The sequence below is a fragment of the Geovibrio thiophilus genome (assembly GCF_004087915.1).
Taxonomy (GTDB): domain Bacteria; phylum Chrysiogenota; class Deferribacteres; order Deferribacterales; family Geovibrionaceae; genus Geovibrio; species Geovibrio thiophilus.
The window spans coordinates 1,154,888-1,174,538 of sequence record NZ_CP035108.1 but is presented as its reverse complement, the minus strand read 5'-3'; the positions used below and the strand labels follow the sequence as shown (position 1 = coordinate 1,174,538).

Annotated in this window: 16 protein-coding genes; 7 read left to right on the top strand and 9 right to left on the bottom strand. The window is 48.8% G+C overall.

Annotation, left to right across the window (positions count from 1 at the left end):
- Positions 1-187: 187 nt before the first annotated feature.
- Complete coding sequence (locus EP073_RS05530) at positions 188-1,285, bottom strand: glycosyltransferase family 4 protein (protein WP_206617503.1); 1,098 nt, start codon at positions 1,283-1,285, stop codon at positions 188-190.
- 200 nt (positions 1,286-1,485) lie between these two features.
- On the opposite strand from EP073_RS05530, the gene ileS reads away from it, so the two are divergent.
- From ileS to EP073_RS05495, 7 genes are all read left to right on the top strand, one after another.
- On the top strand, positions 1,486-4,287 hold the full coding sequence (gene ileS, locus EP073_RS05525; protein WP_128466169.1) for an isoleucine--tRNA ligase: 2,802 nt from the start codon (positions 1,486-1,488) through the stop codon (positions 4,285-4,287).
- Position 4,288: 1 nt separating this feature from the next.
- On the top strand, positions 4,289-4,765 hold the full coding sequence (gene lspA, locus EP073_RS05520; RefSeq protein WP_128466168.1) for a signal peptidase II: 477 nt from the start codon (positions 4,289-4,291) through the stop codon (positions 4,763-4,765).
- Positions 4,762-6,315 carry a bifunctional phosphoribosylaminoimidazolecarboxamide formyltransferase/IMP cyclohydrolase gene (gene purH / locus EP073_RS05515; protein WP_128466167.1) on the top strand — a complete coding sequence of 518 codons (1,554 nt, stop codon included), beginning with the start codon at positions 4,762-4,764 and terminating at the stop codon, positions 6,313-6,315. The genes lspA and purH overlap by 4 nt, the downstream gene beginning before the upstream one ends.
- A gap of 353 nt (positions 6,316-6,668) precedes the next feature.
- The gene (purD, locus tag EP073_RS05510; RefSeq protein ID WP_128466166.1) at positions 6,669-7,955 is read left to right on the top strand and encodes a phosphoribosylamine--glycine ligase; all 1,287 of its coding nucleotides are present in this window, start codon (positions 6,669-6,671) and stop codon (positions 7,953-7,955) included.
- Positions 7,952-8,458 carry a 5-(carboxyamino)imidazole ribonucleotide mutase gene (purE, locus tag EP073_RS05505; RefSeq protein ID WP_128466165.1) on the top strand — a complete coding sequence of 169 codons (507 nt, stop codon included), beginning with the start codon at positions 7,952-7,954 and terminating at the stop codon, positions 8,456-8,458. Before purD ends, purE begins: the two co-directional genes overlap by 4 nt.
- A 1-nt stretch (position 8,459) precedes the next feature.
- Complete coding sequence (locus tag EP073_RS05500) at positions 8,460-9,071, top strand: L-threonylcarbamoyladenylate synthase (protein WP_128466164.1); 612 nt, start codon at positions 8,460-8,462, stop codon at positions 9,069-9,071.
- Between the two features lie 23 nt (positions 9,072-9,094).
- Positions 9,095-9,445 (top strand): cytochrome c3 family protein, encoded by a 351-nt coding sequence (locus EP073_RS05495; RefSeq protein WP_128466163.1) that lies wholly within the window; start codon positions 9,095-9,097, stop codon positions 9,443-9,445.
- An 83-nt stretch (positions 9,446-9,528) separates the two neighbouring features.
- On the opposite strand, the gene EP073_RS05490 is transcribed toward EP073_RS05495, so the two are convergent.
- The 8 genes from EP073_RS05490 to EP073_RS05455 all read right to left on the bottom strand — a co-directional run bounded on the left by EP073_RS05490 (position 9,529) and on the right by EP073_RS05455 (position 19,384).
- Complete coding sequence (locus EP073_RS05490) at positions 9,529-10,830, bottom strand: GGDEF domain-containing response regulator (RefSeq protein ID WP_128466162.1); 1,302 nt, start codon at positions 10,828-10,830, stop codon at positions 9,529-9,531.
- Between the two features lie 166 nt (positions 10,831-10,996).
- Positions 10,997-11,899 (bottom strand): tyrosine recombinase XerC, encoded by a 903-nt coding sequence (locus tag EP073_RS05485; RefSeq protein WP_128466161.1) that lies wholly within the window; start codon positions 11,897-11,899, stop codon positions 10,997-10,999.
- Positions 11,900-12,065: 166 nt separating this feature from the next.
- The gene (gene trmFO / locus EP073_RS05480; RefSeq protein WP_128466160.1) at positions 12,066-13,376 is read right to left on the bottom strand and encodes a methylenetetrahydrofolate--tRNA-(uracil(54)-C(5))-methyltransferase (FADH(2)-oxidizing) TrmFO; all 1,311 of its coding nucleotides are present in this window, start codon (positions 13,374-13,376) and stop codon (positions 12,066-12,068) included.
- 8 nt (positions 13,377-13,384) lie between these two features.
- Positions 13,385-15,745: a type I DNA topoisomerase gene (gene topA / locus EP073_RS05475; RefSeq protein WP_128466159.1), complete on the bottom strand. Its 2,361-nt coding sequence runs from the start codon at positions 15,743-15,745 to the stop codon at positions 13,385-13,387.
- Between the two features lie 14 nt (positions 15,746-15,759).
- The gene (locus EP073_RS05470) at positions 15,760-16,176 is read right to left on the bottom strand and encodes a DUF494 family protein (RefSeq protein ID WP_128466158.1); all 417 of its coding nucleotides are present in this window, start codon (positions 16,174-16,176) and stop codon (positions 15,760-15,762) included.
- Positions 16,151-17,278 (bottom strand): DNA-processing protein DprA, encoded by a 1,128-nt coding sequence (dprA, locus tag EP073_RS05465; protein ID WP_164885284.1) that lies wholly within the window; start codon positions 17,276-17,278, stop codon positions 16,151-16,153. Before dprA ends, EP073_RS05470 begins: the two co-directional genes overlap by 26 nt.
- A gap of 12 nt (positions 17,279-17,290) precedes the next feature.
- A complete protein-coding gene (locus tag EP073_RS05460; RefSeq protein WP_128466156.1) occupies positions 17,291-18,421 on the bottom strand; it encodes a M20 metallopeptidase family protein in 1,131 nt (376 codons plus the stop codon).
- 363 nt (positions 18,422-18,784) lie between these two features.
- Positions 18,785-19,384 (bottom strand): LolA family protein, encoded by a 600-nt coding sequence (locus EP073_RS05455; protein ID WP_164885283.1) that lies wholly within the window; start codon positions 19,382-19,384, stop codon positions 18,785-18,787.
- Positions 19,385-19,651 lie beyond the last annotated feature (267 nt).

Genomic DNA, 19,651 nt, shown 5'->3' with positions numbered 1-19,651 from the left:
TCAGTAAAAATTTCACCATCCTTGGGAAATTTTTATACACGCTCGCGGTCTGCAAAGCAGACCTTCGCTTCGCACGGCGTCGGCACTTCCTGTGCCTCCATGGGACATACGCCTTCGTCATGAAGCAATCTCTTAACTTCTACTTTCAGTAAAAATTTCACCATCCTTGGGAAATTTTTATACACGCTCACATCCCCTTTATTATATCCCTTATCTGCTCTGCCGACTTCTGCCAGCCGAAACGGCGGATATTATCATAACCTTTCTCTATTAACTCTGCACGGAGTTCCGCAGAACCACGCACTTTCATAACCTTTTCCGCTATATCCTCAGACGACATAGGATCACAATAGATTACGCTTCCGCCGCATACCTCCCGCAGGCTTGCCGCAGGAGAAGACACAACCGGACATCCGCATGCCTGAGCCTCCAGAGGCGGAATGCCAAAGCCTTCATAAAGTGATGGAAAAACAAAAACCGATGCAGAAGCGTATATTGAGGGAATATCCTTATCATCCGCATAACCAGTAAAAAACACTCTGCTTTTGAGGCTTTCAGATCCGTTCACCATCTCCGCCACGGCGGAATCGCCGGTGATGAATCCGTCCTTCCTGCCTACTATGACAAGGTTCACTCCGCTCATGAGTTCAAGTGCCTTCAACAGGGTAATGAGGTTTTTATTCGGCTTCACGTTCCCCACAAAGAGGATATAGTCTTCCGGCAGGGAGTATTTTTTTATCACATCGCTGTTTTTATCTCCGCTGAACTGCTTTTCGTCCACAGCGTTGAAAACCACCTTTATCTTCGCCGGTTCAGAAGGGCAGTATTTGAGTATTTCAGCTTTTGAAAATTCCGAAACAGTCAGCACGGCGTCAGACACAGATACGGCGCGGCGCATGACAAACTTAGCATACATCCTCTGAACAGGGGAAAAAATGCCGCTTTCCGCCGCAAGATGGTACGCATCATGCACCGTAACTATCCTTTTTTTCGCCCTGATCGGCAGAACAGGCACATTATAATGAGGCGACCAGAAAACATCACAGTCCGGAATTTTCCGGAAGAGCTCGATCTGTTCACTCACGGAATATATTTTGGATGAAGCTTCGATGATCTTAACCTTATCCGCCCATGGAAAGGCCTTTATATCCTCCTCACAGCCGAGGAGGGTTATGTCGAATGAGTCGGTAAGAAAGGGAATAATGTTTCTGATATATGTTCCGATACCGGAGGCTCTGCACATGCGGAAATCAACGGCGAGAGATTTTCTTTTCAAGTGTGCCATATAATAATGAGTGCTCCTGCAATTTTATTGCGTTTTTCAGTATCGCATATTTTTGTTCAGGTTAATATATGTTTGTGTTTTATTCTTATCGGAAAACCACTCAAATAACGGCTCCGTGTGCGCATCCCTCTCTTGATTATTGCTCTTTTTAGTGATATGTATTTTTTCCCTCAATAAATCTCATAAGGAGTGCCGCCGAAATGGATTATAAAAGCACGCTGAATCTCCCGGAAACCGGATTTCCCATGAAAGCCAGCCTTTCCGTAAGAGAACCGGAACGCATAAAAAAATGGGACGAAGAGAACGCATATTCCAAAATAATGAAAAAAAGGGAAAACTGCGAGAAATACATCCTTCATGACGGTCCTCCATATGCAAACGGTCACATCCACATCGGACACGCACTGAATAAAATCCTTAAAGATTTTGTGGTCAAGGTAAAATCATTTGAAGGCTACCAAACGCCTTACATCCCCGGGTGGGACTGTCATGGTCTGCCCATTGAGCATCAGGTGGACAAAAAGCTCGGCAGCAAGAAGCATGAGCTCTCAAAGTCACAGATAAGAAAGCTCTGCCGTGAATACGCCACAGAGTTCATCAATATACAGAGAGAAGAGTTCAAGCGCCTCGGCGGTTTCGGCGACTGGGACAATCCTTATATAACAATGGATCACGTCTATGAGGCGAAAACCCTTGAGGAGCTTTACAGATTCTTCAACAACGGCGGTGTTTACAAGGGCTCCAAGCCTGTTTACTGGTGTACAAGCTGCGTTACCGCCCTCGCCGAAGCGGAGGTTGAGTACGACAACCACACGTCACATTCCATATATGTAAAATTCCCAGTCCGTGACACTGATAAGGCAAGGCTCGGGCTCGGAGCATCGGACAAGATTTCCTCCGTTATATGGACAACCACGCCTTGGACACTCCCCGCCAACCTCGCTGTCTGCGTTCACCCCGACTTCGTGTACACACTTGTTAAGATCACTGAGGCAGACAATAAAAACCTCGGCAATGAATACATCATAGTTGCCGAAGAGCTCCTTGAGAAGCTCCTCGGCGAGTTCAAAATAACCGCATACGAAAAAGTGAAAACCTTTAAAGGCGCCGACCTCGAAGGGATAAAAAACAAACATCCCTTCTACGACAGGGATTCAGCAATAATCCTCGGAGACCATGTAACCCTTGAAGCCGGTACGGGTCTGGTTCACACTGCTCCCGGTCACGGTCAGGAAGATTATGTTGTCGGGCTCAAATACGGTCTTGAAGTGCTTAACCCCGTGGACGACTACGGCGTCTTCAAAAAAGACACTGAAATATTCGCCGGAGAGCACATAAACAAAGCCAATCCGAAGATAGTTGAGCTCCTTGATGAGACAGGCGTTCTCCTTTCACACGGAAAAATTGAGCACTCCTACCCCCACTGCTGGAGATGCAAAAATCCCGTGATATTCCGTGCCACTCCCCAGTGGTTCATATCAATGGAAACCAATGATCTGCGCAAAAAGGCGCTGGATGAGATAAAGAGGGTTCAGTGGGTTCCCGCGTGGGGGCAGAACCGAATAAACGCCATGATAGAGCACAGACCGGACTGGTGCATCAGCCGCCAGAGAACATGGGGCGTACCCATAGCTGTCTTCACTTGTCAGGACTGCGATGAGGTATATATACCCAAGGATGTTCAGGAGAAAGTGCTCTCCGCTTTCCGTGAGCACGGAGCGGACGCATGGTTCGATATGGAAGCGGAAGAGTTCATCGGCAAGGATGCCAAATGCCCGAAATGCGGCGGCGGAAGACTGAAAAAAGAGACCGACATTCTTGACGTGTGGTTCGATTCCGGCGTTTCCCACTCCGCAGTATGCGAAGAGAGAAAGGAGCTCGGCTGGCCGGTGAACATGTATCTTGAGGGGAGCGACCAGCACAGAGGCTGGTTCCACAGCACACTCCTTGAGTCCGTGGGCACAAGGGGGAGAGCTCCCTATGACGAGATACTTACCCACGGCTTCGTTGTGGACGGCAAGGGGCGCAAAATGTCCAAGTCCTCCGGCAATGTTGTGGCTCCCAATGAGATAATAAATAAATACGGCGCAGAGGTTCTCCGCCTCTGGGTTTCAGCGGAAGATTATTCGGAAGACATCAGAATATCAGACGACATAGTCAGCCGTCTTGTGGAGTCCTACAGGAAGATCCGCAACACTGCGAGATACCTCCTCGGCGTAATATCCGACTTCAACCCCGACACGGACATGGTGGAATACGATAAACTGCCGGATCTGGACAAATACGCCCTTATCCGCTGGCAGGCAGTGAAGGAGCGCATCTACAGCGCATACGACAGATACCAGTTTCACGTGTTTTACCACACATTCCTGAACTTCTGCATAAACGACCTCAGCTCCTTCTACCTTGATATAATAAAGGACAGGGTATACTCATACAAAAAGGATTCACACCTTCGCAGATCCGCTCAGACAGTGCTTTTCACCATCACAAAGGAAATGAGCACAGTTATGGCGCCGATCCTCTCGTTCACCGCGGATGAAATATGGGAGTTCATACCCGGCTGGAGCGGAAAATGCGAGCTTGTGTTTGAAGAGCTTTTCCCCAAGGTTCTCAACCTCAGAGACGAAAAGCTTGAAGCGAAATGGAACAGAATCATAGAGATAAGAAAAGAAGTCAACAAAGCCCTTGAACTTGCGAGAGCGGAAAAGGTTATAGGGCATTCCCTCGGCGCGAAGGTTATCGTCGGACTCTCAGAAGCCGACAGAGCGATCATGACCGCCGATGAGGGGATAGAGAAGATCTTCATAGTCTCCGAGCTGGAGCTTGCGGAAATAAGCACCATCGAAGGCGCTTACACGTCTGAGGACAAAACGGTGAAGGTAATCGCAAGCGCATCAGCAAACCGGAAATGCGAAAGGTGCTGGTGTCAGGTTCCCACAGTGGGCGCCAACCCCGAGCACCCGACCATATGCGCCAGATGCGCAGAGGCGATAAGCTGATATGAAAAAAACACTTATCCCTCTTTTCACCGTCCTGCTTTTTATCGATCAGGCTACGAAGATCATAGTAAAAAACACATTCATGCTCCATGAAACCCGTGAGGTCATACCCGGATTCTTCAACCTGACTTACATACTGAACCCGGGCGCGGCTTTTGGCTTTCTGGCAAGAATGAACGAGAACTACCGTCAGCTTTTCTTTGTGCTGATTACCCTTATAGCGATAGCCGCCGTGGCTTATCTGCTCTATAAGGAGCACAGCATGAAGTTGAGGGCATTCTCTTACACACTTATTATTGCCGGAGCGGTAGGCAATTTTATAGATAGGGTTTACATCGGAAAAGTGGTGGATTTTCTGGATTTTTATGTATCAGATTACCACTGGCCCGCTTTCAATGTGGCGGACAGTGCTATATCCGTAGGGGTCTGCTTCCTTATGCTTGACCTTTTTCTTCATAAAAGGAGTGAGAAGAAATGATAGTAAAACCTGAAAGAGCGCTGATCAGCGTTTCAAAGAAAGAGGGCGTTGCCGAATTCGCGAAAGAGCTTGCCGCCAGAGGAGTGGAAATCATCTCCACCGGCGGAACAGCCAAGCTTCTGAAGGAAAGCGGCATCAAAATCACCGAAATAGGCGAATTTACCGGATTTCCCGAAATGCTTGACGGCAGAGTGAAAACCCTTCATCCCAGAGTTCACGGCGGCATTCTCAATGTCCGTGACGATGCGGAACACCAGAAAACCATGAAGGAGCACGGGCTCAAAAACATCGACATAGTAGCCGTAAACCTTTATCCTTTTGAGGAAACTGTCTGTAAAGCAGGCGTGAGCTTAGACGAAATCATCGAAAATATAGACATAGGCGGACCCTCCATGGTGAGAAGCGCCGCTAAAAACCATAAGTTTGTAACAATCATTGTTGACGGTGCGGATTACAAAAGAGTAATCGCCGAAATGGACGCATCCGGCGGCACAAGCCTTGAAACAAGACGTGACCTCGCCAGAAAGGCATACGGACACACAGCTCTGTATGACAGCATAATCGCAGGCTTCTTCAACAATCTTCTGGGCGTTAAGTTTCCCGATGAATATACCCTCCCCGCACGCAAAAAACAGGGGATGCGCTACGGCGAAAACCCTCATCAGGACTCAGCTTTCTATGTTCAGCCTCTCATTAAAGAAGCAGGCGTCTCCACGGGAGTTCAGCTTCACGGAAAAGAGCTTTCCTTCAACAACATAGTTGACATCAACGCCGCTGCGGAAATCATTAAAGACTTCTGCGGAGAACCGGTAATAACTATCATAAAACACACTAACCCCTGCGGCACAGCCACAGGCGCAACCCTTCTTGAGGCCTACGGGCGCGCCCTTGAGTGCGACCCGGTGAGCGCGTTCGGCGGCATAGTCGGCGCTAACAGAGAAGTGGACAAAGCCACTGCGGAAAAACTAGCCGAGCTTTTCCTTGAGGTCATAGTCGCACCCTCCTTCAGCAAAGAGGCAAAAGAGATCCTTGAGCAGAAAAAGAACCTCCGTCTCATAGAGATAGGCGATCTTTCAGGCGCAAGGGACAATGAGCTTGATGTTAAAAAGGTCACCGGCGGCGTTCTTCTTCAGGACAGAGACCTCCACTCTTTTGACGACATAGCCGCTCTCCCTTCACCCTCCAAACGCAAGCCTACGGAAGGCGAGCTTAAGGCAATGGCCTTCGCTTGGAAGGTGGCAAAACATGTTAAATCAAACGCAATCATATACGCCAATGAATACCAGTCCATCGGTGTGGGCGCAGGGCAGATGAGCCGTGTAGACTCAGCAAAAATCGCTGCCTTCAAAGCAAAAAAACCTCTTGAGGGCTGTGTGATGGCAAGCGACGCGTTCTTCCCCTTCCGTGACAGCGTGGATCAGGCGGCGGAACAGGGCATAACAGCCATAATTTCCCCCGGCGGTTCAATCAGGGATGAGGAAGTCATTCAGGCAGCTGACGAACACGGCATAGCGATGATCTTCACCGGTATCCGTCACTTTAAACATTAAAATTGACGACAAACAGAAAAGCAAACATAAGTGTATTTATAAAATCCCCCTCTATCCCCCTTTATAAAAGGGGGATATTTAAAGAATGAATCGCACATTGCCTGACCGCGAGCGTGTGCCTCAAACTGACTGGATGACGTATTACAGTGTCACTGCGAGGAACGAAGCGATGTGGCAGTCTCTGAAATATACAGAGAGATTGCTTCACCCTTTCAGGGTTCGCAATGACGCAAAACAGTCCCATGGATGGGACTGCGCCGTGCGAAGCGAAGCCGAACCGAGTTCGGCGCGAGCGTGTGAGCAGCAGGACAGGATGTACCTGCCTGCGAACTATCATCAAATAAGGATTAGCAATGAAAATACTTGTTGTAGGCAGCGGGGGCAGGGAACACGCCCTCGCGTGGAAACTGGCTCAGAACCCCAAGATTGAGGAAATCTTTGTCGCCCCCGGCAACGGCGGCACAGCTCTTGAAAACAAAGTGACCAATATCCGCATAAAAGCCACCGACCTTAAGGAACTTGCGGACTTTGCGAAAGCAAACGGCGTAGCGCTTACTGTCGTGGGTCCGGAGGATCCCCTCGCCGCAGGGATAGTGGATTATTTTCAGGAGCACGGACTCCGTGTCTTCGGTCCATGCAAAGCTGCGGCGCAGATAGAAGCCAGTAAAGCGTTCGCCAAGGAAATGATGGTTGCGGCGGGTATACCCACAGCTTTTTACAGAGAGTTCACCGATTTTGAAGCGGCGAACGCCTATGTGCATGAAAAAGGCGCTCCCATCGTAATCAAGGCTGACGGACTCGCGGCGGGCAAAGGCGTCACGGTTGCCTTTACATTGACGGAAGCGGAAGCCGCGCTGAAAGAGATCTTCATAGACAATATCTTCGGCGATGCAGGAAGCAAAGTGGTGGTGGAGGAATTTCTCGATGGAGAGGAGGCTTCATACCTTGCCTTCTCCGACGGGGAAACAGTTCTGCCCATGGTATCAAGTCAGGATCACAAGGCTGTTTACGACGGCGATAAGGGTCCCAACACAGGGGGCATGGGCGCTTACTCACCCGCTCCTGTCGTCACGGATGAAATATTCGATTTCGCAACGCAGAAAATAGCCTATCCCCTTATAAATGAGTTTAAGAAACGCGGCATCAAATACGTCGGCATAATCTACGCCGGACTAATGATCACTGCAGACGGAGTTAAGGTGCTTGAGTTTAACGCCCGCTTCGGAGATCCTGAAACTCAGCCGGTGCTGACCCGCCTTAACTCAGATCTGCTTGAAATCTTTGAAGCGTGCATAGACGGCAGGCTTCACGAAATAAAGGCGGACTGGAGCGCTGAGCCCGCTGTATGCGTGGTTATGGCTTCCGGAGGTTATCCCAAAGACTATGAAAAAGGCTATGAGATAAACGGAATAGCGGACGCAGACAGAATCGCGGGAGTCAAGGTGTTTCATGCGGGCACGGAAACTATCGATAAAAAAACCGTGAATACGGGCGGACGGGTTCTCGGAGTTACCGCAAGGGGAAAAGACCTTGGGGAAACTATAGAGCGTGCCTACGAAGCGGTTGAGAAAATATACTGGACAAACGCCCACTTCCGTAAAGACATCGGAGCTAAGGCGCTCAGGAGGCTTAAGAAATGAGTAAAGTCGGCATCATAATGGGCAGTAAATCAGACCTCGGTATAGCCGAAGCTGCCATTAAGGTTCTTAAAGACTTCAGCGTACCCTGCGAAGTTATAGTTTCCAGCGCGCACAGAACCCCAGAACGCACAGGCGAATGGGCAAGAGGAGCCGAAAATAACGGTTTCTCCGTCATAATAGCTCTTGCGGGCGCCGCGGCGCACCTTGCCGGTGTCGTGGCGAGCGAGACCAACCTTCCCGTTGTGGCAGTGCCCGTTTCCGCAACCACCCTCGGCGGGCTTGACGCTTTGCTTTCAATGGTGCAGATGCCCGGCGGCATACCCGTTGCGACCATGGCGATCGGCAGCGCAGGGGCAAAGAACGCCGCCCTTTTCGCATGCCAGATAATAGCAAGGTCAGACGCCGAGCTTAACGCAAAGCTTAAGAGTTACCGTGAGAACATGAAGCAGGAAGTCTATAAGGCTAACGAAGAAGTACAGGCGATGCTGAACGGCGCACAGTAAAATGCTTATAATGAAGGCGGATTCACCCGCATTCAGAAAAATATTCTCTCAGGCGGGCTCAGAAAACGAGCCCGTGATCTTCCCCACGGACACTATCTACGGCATAGGCGCATCCGTAAAAAACATTGCCGCAAATGAGAAAATTTACGAAATCAAGGGCAGGGAAATGAACAAACCCTTTCCTGTGCTTGTCGGATCTTTAGAACAGGCTGAGGAAATAGCCGAACTCTCGCCTGCGGCGCTGAATCTGATGAAAAACTGCCCGTTTCCGTGTACTCTGGTTCTTAAGGCTAAGGAAAATCTGCATCCGCTTATGACCCTGAACGGAAAAGTTGCCGTCAGGCTCCCGAAAACCGAACCTCTGGCGGATTTTTTAATGGAATACGGCGCTGTCACGGCAACAAGCGCCAACCTCTCCGGCGCTGCTTACCAAGGGGGGATAGAGAATATGGTCAAAACTTTTTGCACAAAGGTAAATTTCTATTTATACCAAAATAATACGGACACATCCCCCTCCGCTGTTGTGGATTTTACCTTTCCTTTACCGCAAATTATACGTAAATCAGATATAATCAGCCTTGACATTATAATGTCATATGCTAATTTATGCTGATAGATTTCATGAAGGAGAAGATTATGAAAAAACTCATAGTTGCAATGGTTATCGTGTGTTTCGCAGTTGCTGCGGCAATTGCGGCAGGTCCCGCGAAAATCGACCTCAAAACTTGGGTAGCAGGCGAGCCCTCTAAACCCGCAGTTCAGTTCCCCCACGATGTGCATCAGGCTAAAAACCAGTGTACTGACTGCCACATTACCGCTGAAGGCGGCGCGCTGAAAAACCTTAAAGCAGGCGGAGAAGCTAACTTCAAAGGAGCTATCAAAGTTAAAGCGACTAAAAATGACGCTCACGACACCTTCTGCTGGGAATGCCACGTTGCGAAGAAAGTTCCTCAGGGCAAATCCTGCAACAAATGCCACGCAAAATAACAGCGGCATCTTTATCTTAAAAAACAACAGCCCCGTCCGGCAAAACCGTTCGGGGCTTTCTTTTTATCTTTTTCGGCAGGAGGCTACTTAACTATTGTTTCGCTGCCGACAACACGGTTTCTGCCCATATTTTTAGCCTGATACAGTCTCTCGTCCGCAAGGTTCACAAGCTTTTCACTGCATCTGGTTTCTGAAATGCAGGCAACGCCGAAGCTGCTTGTAATGCGGGCACTGATTCCTTTAAACACAGCCGACTCAGTGGTTTTTCTGAGCTTTTCTGCCAGAGTGTAAGCCCCGTTGCAGTCTGTTTCAGGGAGAAGGATAATAAATTCCTCGCCGCCGTAACGGGCTACAGTGTCCGATTCTCTCGTGAGCGAGCGGGCAATCGAAGAAATTTCCTTAATCACCTCATCGCCCAGAATGTGTCCGAATCTGTCGTTTATCCTTTTGAAATGGTCTATATCAAACAGTATCACGGAGTAAGGCTCTTTTGTTCTGCGGAATCTGCTGTCTTCTTTGCTGAGTGTTTCGTAAAAATACCGTCTGTTATATATGCCTGTGAGTCCGTCAGTAATCGCCTGAAGCTGAAGAAGCTTATTGGTTTTCTCCATGTCGTCCAGCAGTATTTTATTGAGAAGATGCGCTCTCAGGCGCAGATAAAACTCCTCCACGTCGAACGGCTTATGAAAAAAGTCGTTAACTCCTGTATAAAAAAGGCTGTTGCGCACTTCTCTGTCGTCAGAAACAGTCATGGCAATGATAGGAATATTTTTAAAATTGTAGTCTTTTTTGAGGAAGTTGACAAATTCCCCGCTGGTTTTGCCTGAGCCGAAGAAGTAGTCAATAAGGACAATGTCAGGCACATAGCTTCCGCTTTTCAGCAGATCCATTGCGCTCTCAATATTTTCCATACATATGGGAGTCACACCTGATTTTTTCAGAAGACCGCTGATGAAGTGTCTCTGGAGTTTGCTGTCTTCTACAAGAAGAGCTTTCATTCCGCTGAAACAGCAGGTGCTTACAAAATCCTTCACATTCTGAAGAAAGACACCGAGACCTTCTCTCACGGAATTTTTCAGGAAATATCCGAATGCTCCGTTCTGAAAGCATTGTATGCGCACGGAATCATCAATTAAGGAGGTAATGATGATCACAGTTGTCTGCTCAAACTTCTGCTCATACTTCATTTCCCTGCACAGCTCCAGACCTTTGCCGTCCGGCAGAACCATGTCAAGCGTCACAACATCATAATAGTTTTCAGCCAGTTTTTTTCTGGCCTCAGTCAGATCTGCCGCTTCATCAACTTTATAACTAAACTTTTCCAGTTCGGTTCTAATGCTTTTGCGTATAAGTCTGCTGTCGTCAACAACTAATGCTTTTTCCATGCTCAACCTATATTAATTCCAATCAGTAAATAATAGTGGTATAATCATTACCGGAACGAATAATATCATCTGATTTAAATATTTCACAGTGAAAAAAACGCCGGACAAAGGCGGAAAGGCGCTCTGCGCCCTTAACTGTTTCGGAATGAACGAATAAAAAAATGATTTATTTTGCTTTCGGGTGAGTTTTATCATACACCCTCAACAGGTCGCTGAGGTTAAGGTGTGTATATTTTTGCGTGGTTGAGAGGGATTCATGCCCGAGAAGTTCCTGAATAGTGCGGAGATCCGCCCCACCCTCAAGAAGATGAGTTGCGAAGGAATGTCTGAATGAGTGCGGGGAAAAATCCAGAGGCAGCTGCGCGGCTTTGAGATACTTTTCCACTATACGCCCCACGGAACGCTCAGTCAGTCTGCTGCCGTACTTATTAAGAAACACCGCGTCATCCTTGGGGTAATGCCCCTCTGCGGGCACATCGGCACGAACACGCATGTACTCCGTTATCAGCTCACCGAGAATGTCACCCAGCGGTATAATGCGCTCCTTCTTCCCTTTGCCCCGCACACGCATACGCATTCCGCGCAGGTCAACATCGGAAATATTCAGCCCTGTGAGCTCAGAAACACGGACACCTGTTCCGTACATAAGCTCCAGTATCAGGGCGTCACGCATTCCGGCGGCTTCTGTTTTGTCAGGAAGTTCAAGCAGATTCAGGAGATCGTCTATATTGAAAACATTAAAGGCTTTCTTCTCTTTCTTGGGGAATTTCAGCATACGGGCGTGGTTGTCGTCCGTGATCCCTTTTTTGTGGAGATATTTAAAGAATGATTTCAGGCAGGCTATCTTGCGCTCGGCAGTGGATTTAGAGATGTCTCTGTCGAAAAGCGATGCGGCAAACCCACGCAGAACGAAGAAGTCAGCAGATTCTATATCACTGATCTTTTCTGTTTCCAGATACTCCGCCAGTTCGGACAGATCTCCGGAATACGCCTTTATTGTGTGCTCGGAGGCGTTTTTTTCGTTTTTCAAAAAAAGAATGAAGTCAGCAATCGCACGGTCTGTATTCATAATCTTAATCCGCACATCCTGTCGGATTAAGATACACGCTCGCGCCGTGAAAAACACGGCTTCGCTGCGCACGGCGCAGTCCCGTCAGTGGGACTGTATTCATAACCTTAATCCGCTTTTATACTGAGAGATCCTTCACTGCGTTCAGGATCACGTCATCCTGATTCTACATTTCAGTATTATCCAAAAAATCCTTCAAGGCATTGACAGCCTTCTCAGCCATCATGTTCTTTTTGAGTTTTTTATCCTTTATCCTCTCATCTAATGCGGGAAGCATGCCGAAATGGAAGCTGCTGGGAACATATTTTTTGCGTGTCGTTTCGTATTTATCAGTGACAAACAGTCCCAGAGAGCCGAGGGCGCATTCTTTCGGAAAAGGTCTGCTTTCACCCCCCGACAGTCTTAATGCGAGATCATAACCCGCTATAAGCCCCGATGCTATGGATTCCAGATAACCCTCAACTCCGGTTATCTGTCCGGCGAAATAGAAGCCTTCCGCATATCTGAACCTATCGTCCAGCCCTGACGGGGAATTAATATATGTGTTGCGGTGAACTGAGCCGTAGCGAAGAAATTCCGCATTCTCAAGCCCGGGAATCATGCGGAAAACACGCTTCTGTTCACCGGTTTTCATCTTGGTCTGGCAGCCTACAAGGTTGTAGGAGGTGCCCTCCCCGTTCTCCTTACGGAGCTGAAGGACAGCGTAATATCTCTTATCAGTTTCGGGATGCTCAAGTCCCACAGGCTTCAGTGGACCGAAAGCAAGAGTCTTGCGCCCTCTCGCCGCCATCTCTTCTATGGGCATGCACCCTTCAAAGACATTCATCTTCTCGAAGTCCTCAAAGGCAACCTTTTCAGCCTCCATGAGCGCATCATAAAAAGCATCGTACTCATCCTTTGTCATCGGACAGTTGAGATAATCCGGATCGCCCTTGCCGTAGCGGCTCTTAAAATAGCATTTGGTCATGTCCACGGAATCGAAATCGATTATGGGGGATATGGCGTCAAAGAAATACAGTCCGCCGCCCATGAGAGATTTTATTTTATCCGCCAGAGTGTCAGAGGTCAGAGGTCCGCTTGCGATAATCAGCGGTCTGTCAGCGGGAATATCCCTAACCTCGCCGCGCACAATCCGCACGTTTTCCATAGCGGAGAGTGTTTCAGTGACCTTTGCGGAGAACATGTCTCTGTCCACGGCAAGTGAGCCGCCCGCAGGCACTCTGCACTCTTTCGCTATGCGGATAAGCATGCTGTCCATGAGCTCAAGCTCAGCCTTAAGAAGCCCCGAGCCTGTATCCTGCGCCTCCGATTTGAGGGAGTTGGAGCAAACAAGCTCAGCGAAATTCCCGCCTGAATGGGCAGGAGTCATCACCTCGGGGCGCATCTCATAAATAATCACGGGGATATTGCGTTTAGCAAGCTGATAAGCGGCCTCACTCCCTGCGAGACCGCCTCCGATAATATGAACGGGGTTCATGAAAAGAATTATTCCTTAACGGTTATGGTGCCGTCTTCCAGAGTCTGAATAGGCTTGGCGTTTTTGCATTTCGGATATGCGGTGCAGGCGAAAAAGCGCCCTCTGGGACCTTTTTTCAACGCCATGGGACTGCCGCATTTCTCGCATTTGACATTTTCGTCAACCTTGAGAATCTCGGGGGATATATTCCCTTTGGCATCCGTGGTGATGTTAGCCGTGAAGCTGCATTCGGGATAGCCGGAGCAGGCTATGAAGTTGCCCCTTTTCCCTTTTTTAACGGCGAGCTTGCCGCCGCATTTCGGGCAGGGGGTCTCGATCTCGGCTGTCATCTCCTCCACAAGCTTAACCTTGCCTTCCTCATCACGCACATACTGCTTGATGTTCTTGCACTCGGGGTAGCCGGAGCAGGCGAGCATTTCACCAAAGCGGGATTTTTTGAGCACCATCTCTTTCCCGCATTTGTCACACACTATTCCTGTTGATTCGTTTTTAGGTTTTTCGATAAGTTTAATTGTTCCGTCCTCCTGCCTCTCGTAATCGGAGGAGAAATCACACTCAGGGTATTTGGAGCATGCGGCGAAAGAGCCGTTGCGTCCGTATTTTATAACAAGTCCGCCGCCGCATTTCGGGCAGTCGGAATCAAGGGTCAAGTTAACGCTGAACTGTTTCTCCGCAACAGCAAGAACAGGCTTGAAGCTCTTGAAAAATTCGTCCAGTACCTCATCCCACTTAACAGCGCCTTCTGCCACCTTATCAAGGTCATTTTCAAGCCCTGCAGTGAATTTTATCTCGAATATACTGGGAAAGTTGCTGACAAGGAGCCTGTTGACAATGCGTCCCAGCTCCGTAGGGCGGAGCTTTTTCTCCATAATCTCAACATATTCCCTTTCCTGTATTGTTGATATGATACTGGCGTATGTACTGGGTCGCCCGATCCCTTCCTGCTCAAGGGTTTTAATGATGCTCGCCTCTGTGTACCTTGCGGGGGGCTGGGTAAAGTTCTGCTTGGGGTCAAAGCTTTCGGGTTTTGCGGGGGTATTCTCTTTTATATCGAAAAGGATCGCCTCGGCATCTTTCTGAGCTTCCTCGTCGCCTTCAATGTAAAGCTGTCTGAAACCGGGGAATTTGAGGATTTTGCCCTGAGCCTTAAACTCATAGGCTCCGCCGGTAATTGTTATTGTGCTCTGGTCATACTCCGCATCCGCCATCTGGCTTGCCACGAAGCGTTCCCATATAAGCTTATAGAGTTTGTACTGCTCTGCGGAAAGAAACTTTTCAACTGATTGGGGCGTACGCTCAACCGCAGTCGGGCGGATCGCCTCGTGAGCGTCCTGAGCCTTAACCTTAGCTTCTTTGGCTTTTCTCATGCCTTTTGTGAGGAAGTCGGAACCGAATTCCTTTTTGATATAGTCCGCCGCTTCCTTTGCCGCCTCATCGGATATTCTCACCGAGTCGGTACGCATGTAGGTTATAAGCCCCATTGGTCCCTGACTTCCCAGATCCATACCTTCGTACAGCTTCTGAGCGGTCATCATAGTCCGTTTGGCGGAGTAGCCAAGCTTGCGGCTCGCCTCCTGCTGAAGCATGGAGGTGGAGAAAGGCAGCGGAGCCTTCTGCATTACTGTCTTTCTCGCTACATCTGTTACGGAGAACGCGGCTTTTTTGAGATCAGCAAGAACCTTGTCCGCCTCCTCTTTTTTGCCGACTTTTATCTTTTTGCCGTCCTTTTTTTCGAGTCTGGCTTTAAGTTTCCTGTTTTCGTCATTATCCAGAAGGAACATGCCGTCAATCGTCCAGTATTCCTCCGGCTTGAACTTCTCTATCTCCTCTTCGCGCTCACAGATGAGGCGGAGCGCCACGGACTGCACTCTTCCTGCGGAAAGACCGAACTTAAGAGGCTTCCACAGGAGCGGGCTGACCAGATAACCCACAAGCCTGTCCAGAACACGGCGGGACTGCTGAGCCATTGCCATGTCCATGTTTATGTCAACAGGGCTTTCTATCCCGTCCTGAATACCTTTTTTGGTAATCTCGTTAAAATAGACCCTCTTGATTTTTTCCATGTTCTTTTTGCCGAGCTCGCCTGCGATATGCCATGCGATTGCCTCACCTTCACGGTCAGGGTCAGGAGCTAAGAAGATTTTTTCAGCCGTCTGCGCCTCTTTCTTGAGGTCGTCGAGAACCTTTTTCTTTCCTCTGATAGTGATATATTCGGGCTGAAACCCGTTTTCTATATCGACTCCCAACTTGTTCGAGGGAAGATCCTTCACGTGACCAACACTCGCAAGAACCTTAAAACTTCTGCCCAGATATTTTTCTATAGTTTTGGCTTTCGCCGGAGACTCAACAATAACAAGGTTTTTAGCCATACACCCGCACCCGCTTAGTGATCGTATTCCTCATAATCCCCCGCGCTTTCGGCGAAGAGGGATTTTTTCTCCATGAGACAGAAAAGAACATGGTTTTTCACCTGCTCCACCCCTATACGGTAGTTGTCCGTATCAAGAAGAGACTCAATGACTGTTTCCAGAGAAACCATATCCATAACTCCTGTGATATGGAGCTTCTGGAGGTAGTTCATAGACTCGTCCGTGAAAATATTTCTCTCTTTTCTGGAGAAGTATCTGTAGCCCGCAAAAGGGGCGAAGCTGTTCATATCGAGAACGGCAAGCACCTGTCTTATCTCGTTGTCCTCAAAGCCTGTGGACTGGAGGTAGTCGGCAAGATCCTTTTCGCTGACCTTGTCAGAGGAGTCGATGTAATCGATTACCAGATTAAGTGCAATCACAAACTTTTCCACCTGCGCCTCCGTTTATTCTGTATTTGCCGTCAATGTCGCAAATTATAACCCCTTCAAGCTCCAGCTCGCTGAGGATTACCATCATATCACCGACTTTCATTGCTGCCGTGATGCAAAGTTCGTCTCTGTTCAGGGGACCTTTTGCAAGGAGGTTATAGATTTTGTGCTTTTCAGGACTGTCAAAGACTATATTACACTCTTCTTGTTTGTCAATGAATTTTCCCCTCGGCAGAAGGCGGCTGAACTCCTCTACAACGTCATAATAGTTCTCTATAAGCCTTGCCCCGTTCCTGATGAGGTCGTTTGTGGCGCGGTTTCTGCTGTCGGGCGAGGCGGGTACTGCGAACACCTCCCTGCCCTGCTCGTTAGCGTATCTGGCGGTTATGAGTGAGCCGCTCTTTGTGGAAGCCTCAATCACGACAACACCATGGGAAACCCCGCTTATTATCCTGTTGCGTATGGGAAAATTGCGTGCGTGAGGAGGTTCGTCCAGCGGAAATTCGCTCAGAAAACATCCGGATTCGCATACCCTGTCCGCATAGCGGGCATTTGCTTCAGGATACAGGCTCATAAGCCCGTTACCCAGAACCGCCGTGGTGTAGCCCTTCTTCAGTGCGCCCCTGTGGGCGTGAATATCGATCCCCGCGGCAAATCCGCTGACTACATTAAAGCCGACTTCCGCAAGGTCTTCCGCCAGCTTCTCTGTATATGCCATGGAGGAGCGGGAGGCGTTTCTTGACCCCACAACGGCTATGCAGGGCATGCGGAGAGGTTCAAGCCTGCCACGGCTGAAAAGCACCGCAGGCGGCGAGTGTATCTCCCTGAGCATGGGCGGGTAGCCGCCCTCCTCTATTGTTGTGATGTCTATATTATGCTTTCGGGCGAGACTTATCTGTGATTCAACAAACTGCCTGTCCACATTGCGGCTTAACACCGCCTGCGCCTGACGCTGGTTGAAGCCTGCTTCGGCAAGCTCGGTCAGTCCGAGATCGAACAAACCGTCCAGAGTACCGAGCCTGCCCAGAACCTTTGAAACCGTCTCATCGCTTATCCCTTTCACGGATTTCAGCGCAAGATAAGTATACGCCAGACGGAAATTCAATATCCTTTTCCTTTACACGAAGTACTTGTCTATGCCGTAAGCAAGCTTAATCCACATATTCGCCGAAGCCGTTACTGTGGGCATCGGCACATAAAAATCACCGCTGTGCAGAGGCGGATGGTTCCCCTTTTCGTTTGCTCCGGTCCAGAGAAAAACCCCTTTCACTAGCTTAACATACTCAGAGAAATCCTCTCCGCCGAGGGTAAGCTTGTCGTATGGAACCCGGGGCAGGCTCTCGGCGTCCGCAAGATCGCATATGAACGCGGCGAGAGAAGGGTCATTCAGCACGGGGTGCGTGCCGTCCTTTATTTCGAGCTCAATCTTCACACCGTAAAGCTCTTCGATGCTCACAGCAAGAGATTTGAGCCCTTTTTCAATGACCGCCTTCACCTCCGTATGGAAATAGCGGAAAGTACCCTTCAGTTCAACCTTTTCGGGGATGATATTGTCGGCGCTGCCGCCGTGGATGCTCCCGAAGGAAATGAGCCCGGGAAGCGTGGGATCCTTCAGGCGGCTGACAATCATCTGCGCCTTTGTCACGTAATCCGCAGCGGCGGTGACAGCATCATTGCCGAGGTGGGGCATTGCGGCGTGAGTCGCCTTGCCAGTGAAGGTCACGGCTATATGGTGCGAGCCTGCCATGCACGGACCGGATTTGACGGCAGACTTCCCCATGGGGATCTCGTTTTCGGCGTGGGCGGCGAATATGCAGTCCACACCTTCAAGGCAGCCTTTTTCTATCATGAACTTAGCACCGCTCACTATCTCTTCGGCGGGCTGAAAAATGTAGCGTATATTTACTTTCGGTTTGGCTTCGCTCCTCTGCACGGCTTCAAGCAGCAGAAGGAGAGCGGTCATGTTGTGATGATGACCGCAGAGGTGGCGGTATTCGGTCTTTTCGGGATTGGCGGGCAGAGCGTCTATGTCCGCCCTGAAGGCGACTGTTTTCTCCGCGCCGAAATCCAGTGTTCCGTAACAGCCTGTTTCAAATATATGGGAAGGACTAATCCCGATCTTTTCCAGAAAAGCCGTTATATATTTTGTGGTTTTATACTCTTTGAATGACGGTTCCGCCAGAATAGCGAGATCGTCCATGAGCCTTACGGCAAGCCCTTCATCGGGCAGAATTCGGTTGACCGGCATGAGCGTATCCTCCTCACCTTCTGCTAATTTACTTACGGAAAAACACTAAGGTCAAGGGAAAAAACAAAAACGGTCGCATGCGCTGCCTGATGACAAATACAAAGATAAATTTAACTCTATTCAGCGAAATCCCTCTCAATCCCTCTTAAAAAAAGAGGGAAGCTATTGCGGATAAACAGAAAAAGCCCTCCTTTCGCAAAGGAGGGCCGGAGAGGATTTTTCAGAACTGACTTTATAACATAAATCCGCGCGTCCTGCCGGATTTATGTACACGCTCGCGGCGGGATGAACCCGCCTTCGCTACGCACGGCGCATTGTCTTTTCTTAATAATCCAAAATTTACCATCCATGGAAATGTGCGGCTTAGTTGTATTCAAAGACTTCTGTGCCTGACGGAACTGTCGGTTCAAATACCTTTTTATCTATGTCGGCATTAAGCTGGATGTTGGTGAAAGTTACTTCGGTTTTGTTGCCTGTGGGGTCTTCGCTGATAACCTTCGTTATCCGGCTGCCGTCGGTCTCCACCTTGATATATCTGACGCCTATATCACTGAGAGGTACAAGATTAAGCACATTGTCCCCGCTGAGTGTGACGTGGAAATTGTTACGGATGTTGCCTATATCAAGCATAAGTCTTGTGATGGCGTTCTGGTTGCCCTCGGCGTTTTTCTGGCGGACAAGCTGGCGTATCTCACTGTCGTAATAGTCCACCCTGTCGGATGTGAAAAGGTAATACTGTCTGTAGGGGTAGCTGTAGTCCCACAGGGCGCGGTATTTGTTTATAACGTAAATTCTGCCGACGTACTCATCCTTGCCGAAGTTCTCTATCTCCGTAATCTGTCTGAAATCGGCCTTATAGCTTTGCAGCTTACTGAAAGAAGCGAGAATTTCGTCTATTGTGGCACCGAAGGCACTGACGCTGACGAAAAGCGCCGTCATAAGCATTATAATTTTTTTCTTCATCCAAACCTCCGCCTGAATCAGCCGTATCATATTCTGACATTTGTAAGTGTCAAAGGTTTTGTTGAACTTTCGGAAAAAACAAAAGCCATGTTTCATGCGGAATAAATTTTATCAATCGACTATATCCTTTCATAGTCAATAATTAAGTAATTATACATAATATACCCCTGTTTAATTATAGCCTACACCTATCAACACATGCAGTAATCCTTAAAAAATAAGAAAACTACCCCATGTATTTTATTTTTTATTATCCATACCAATTTA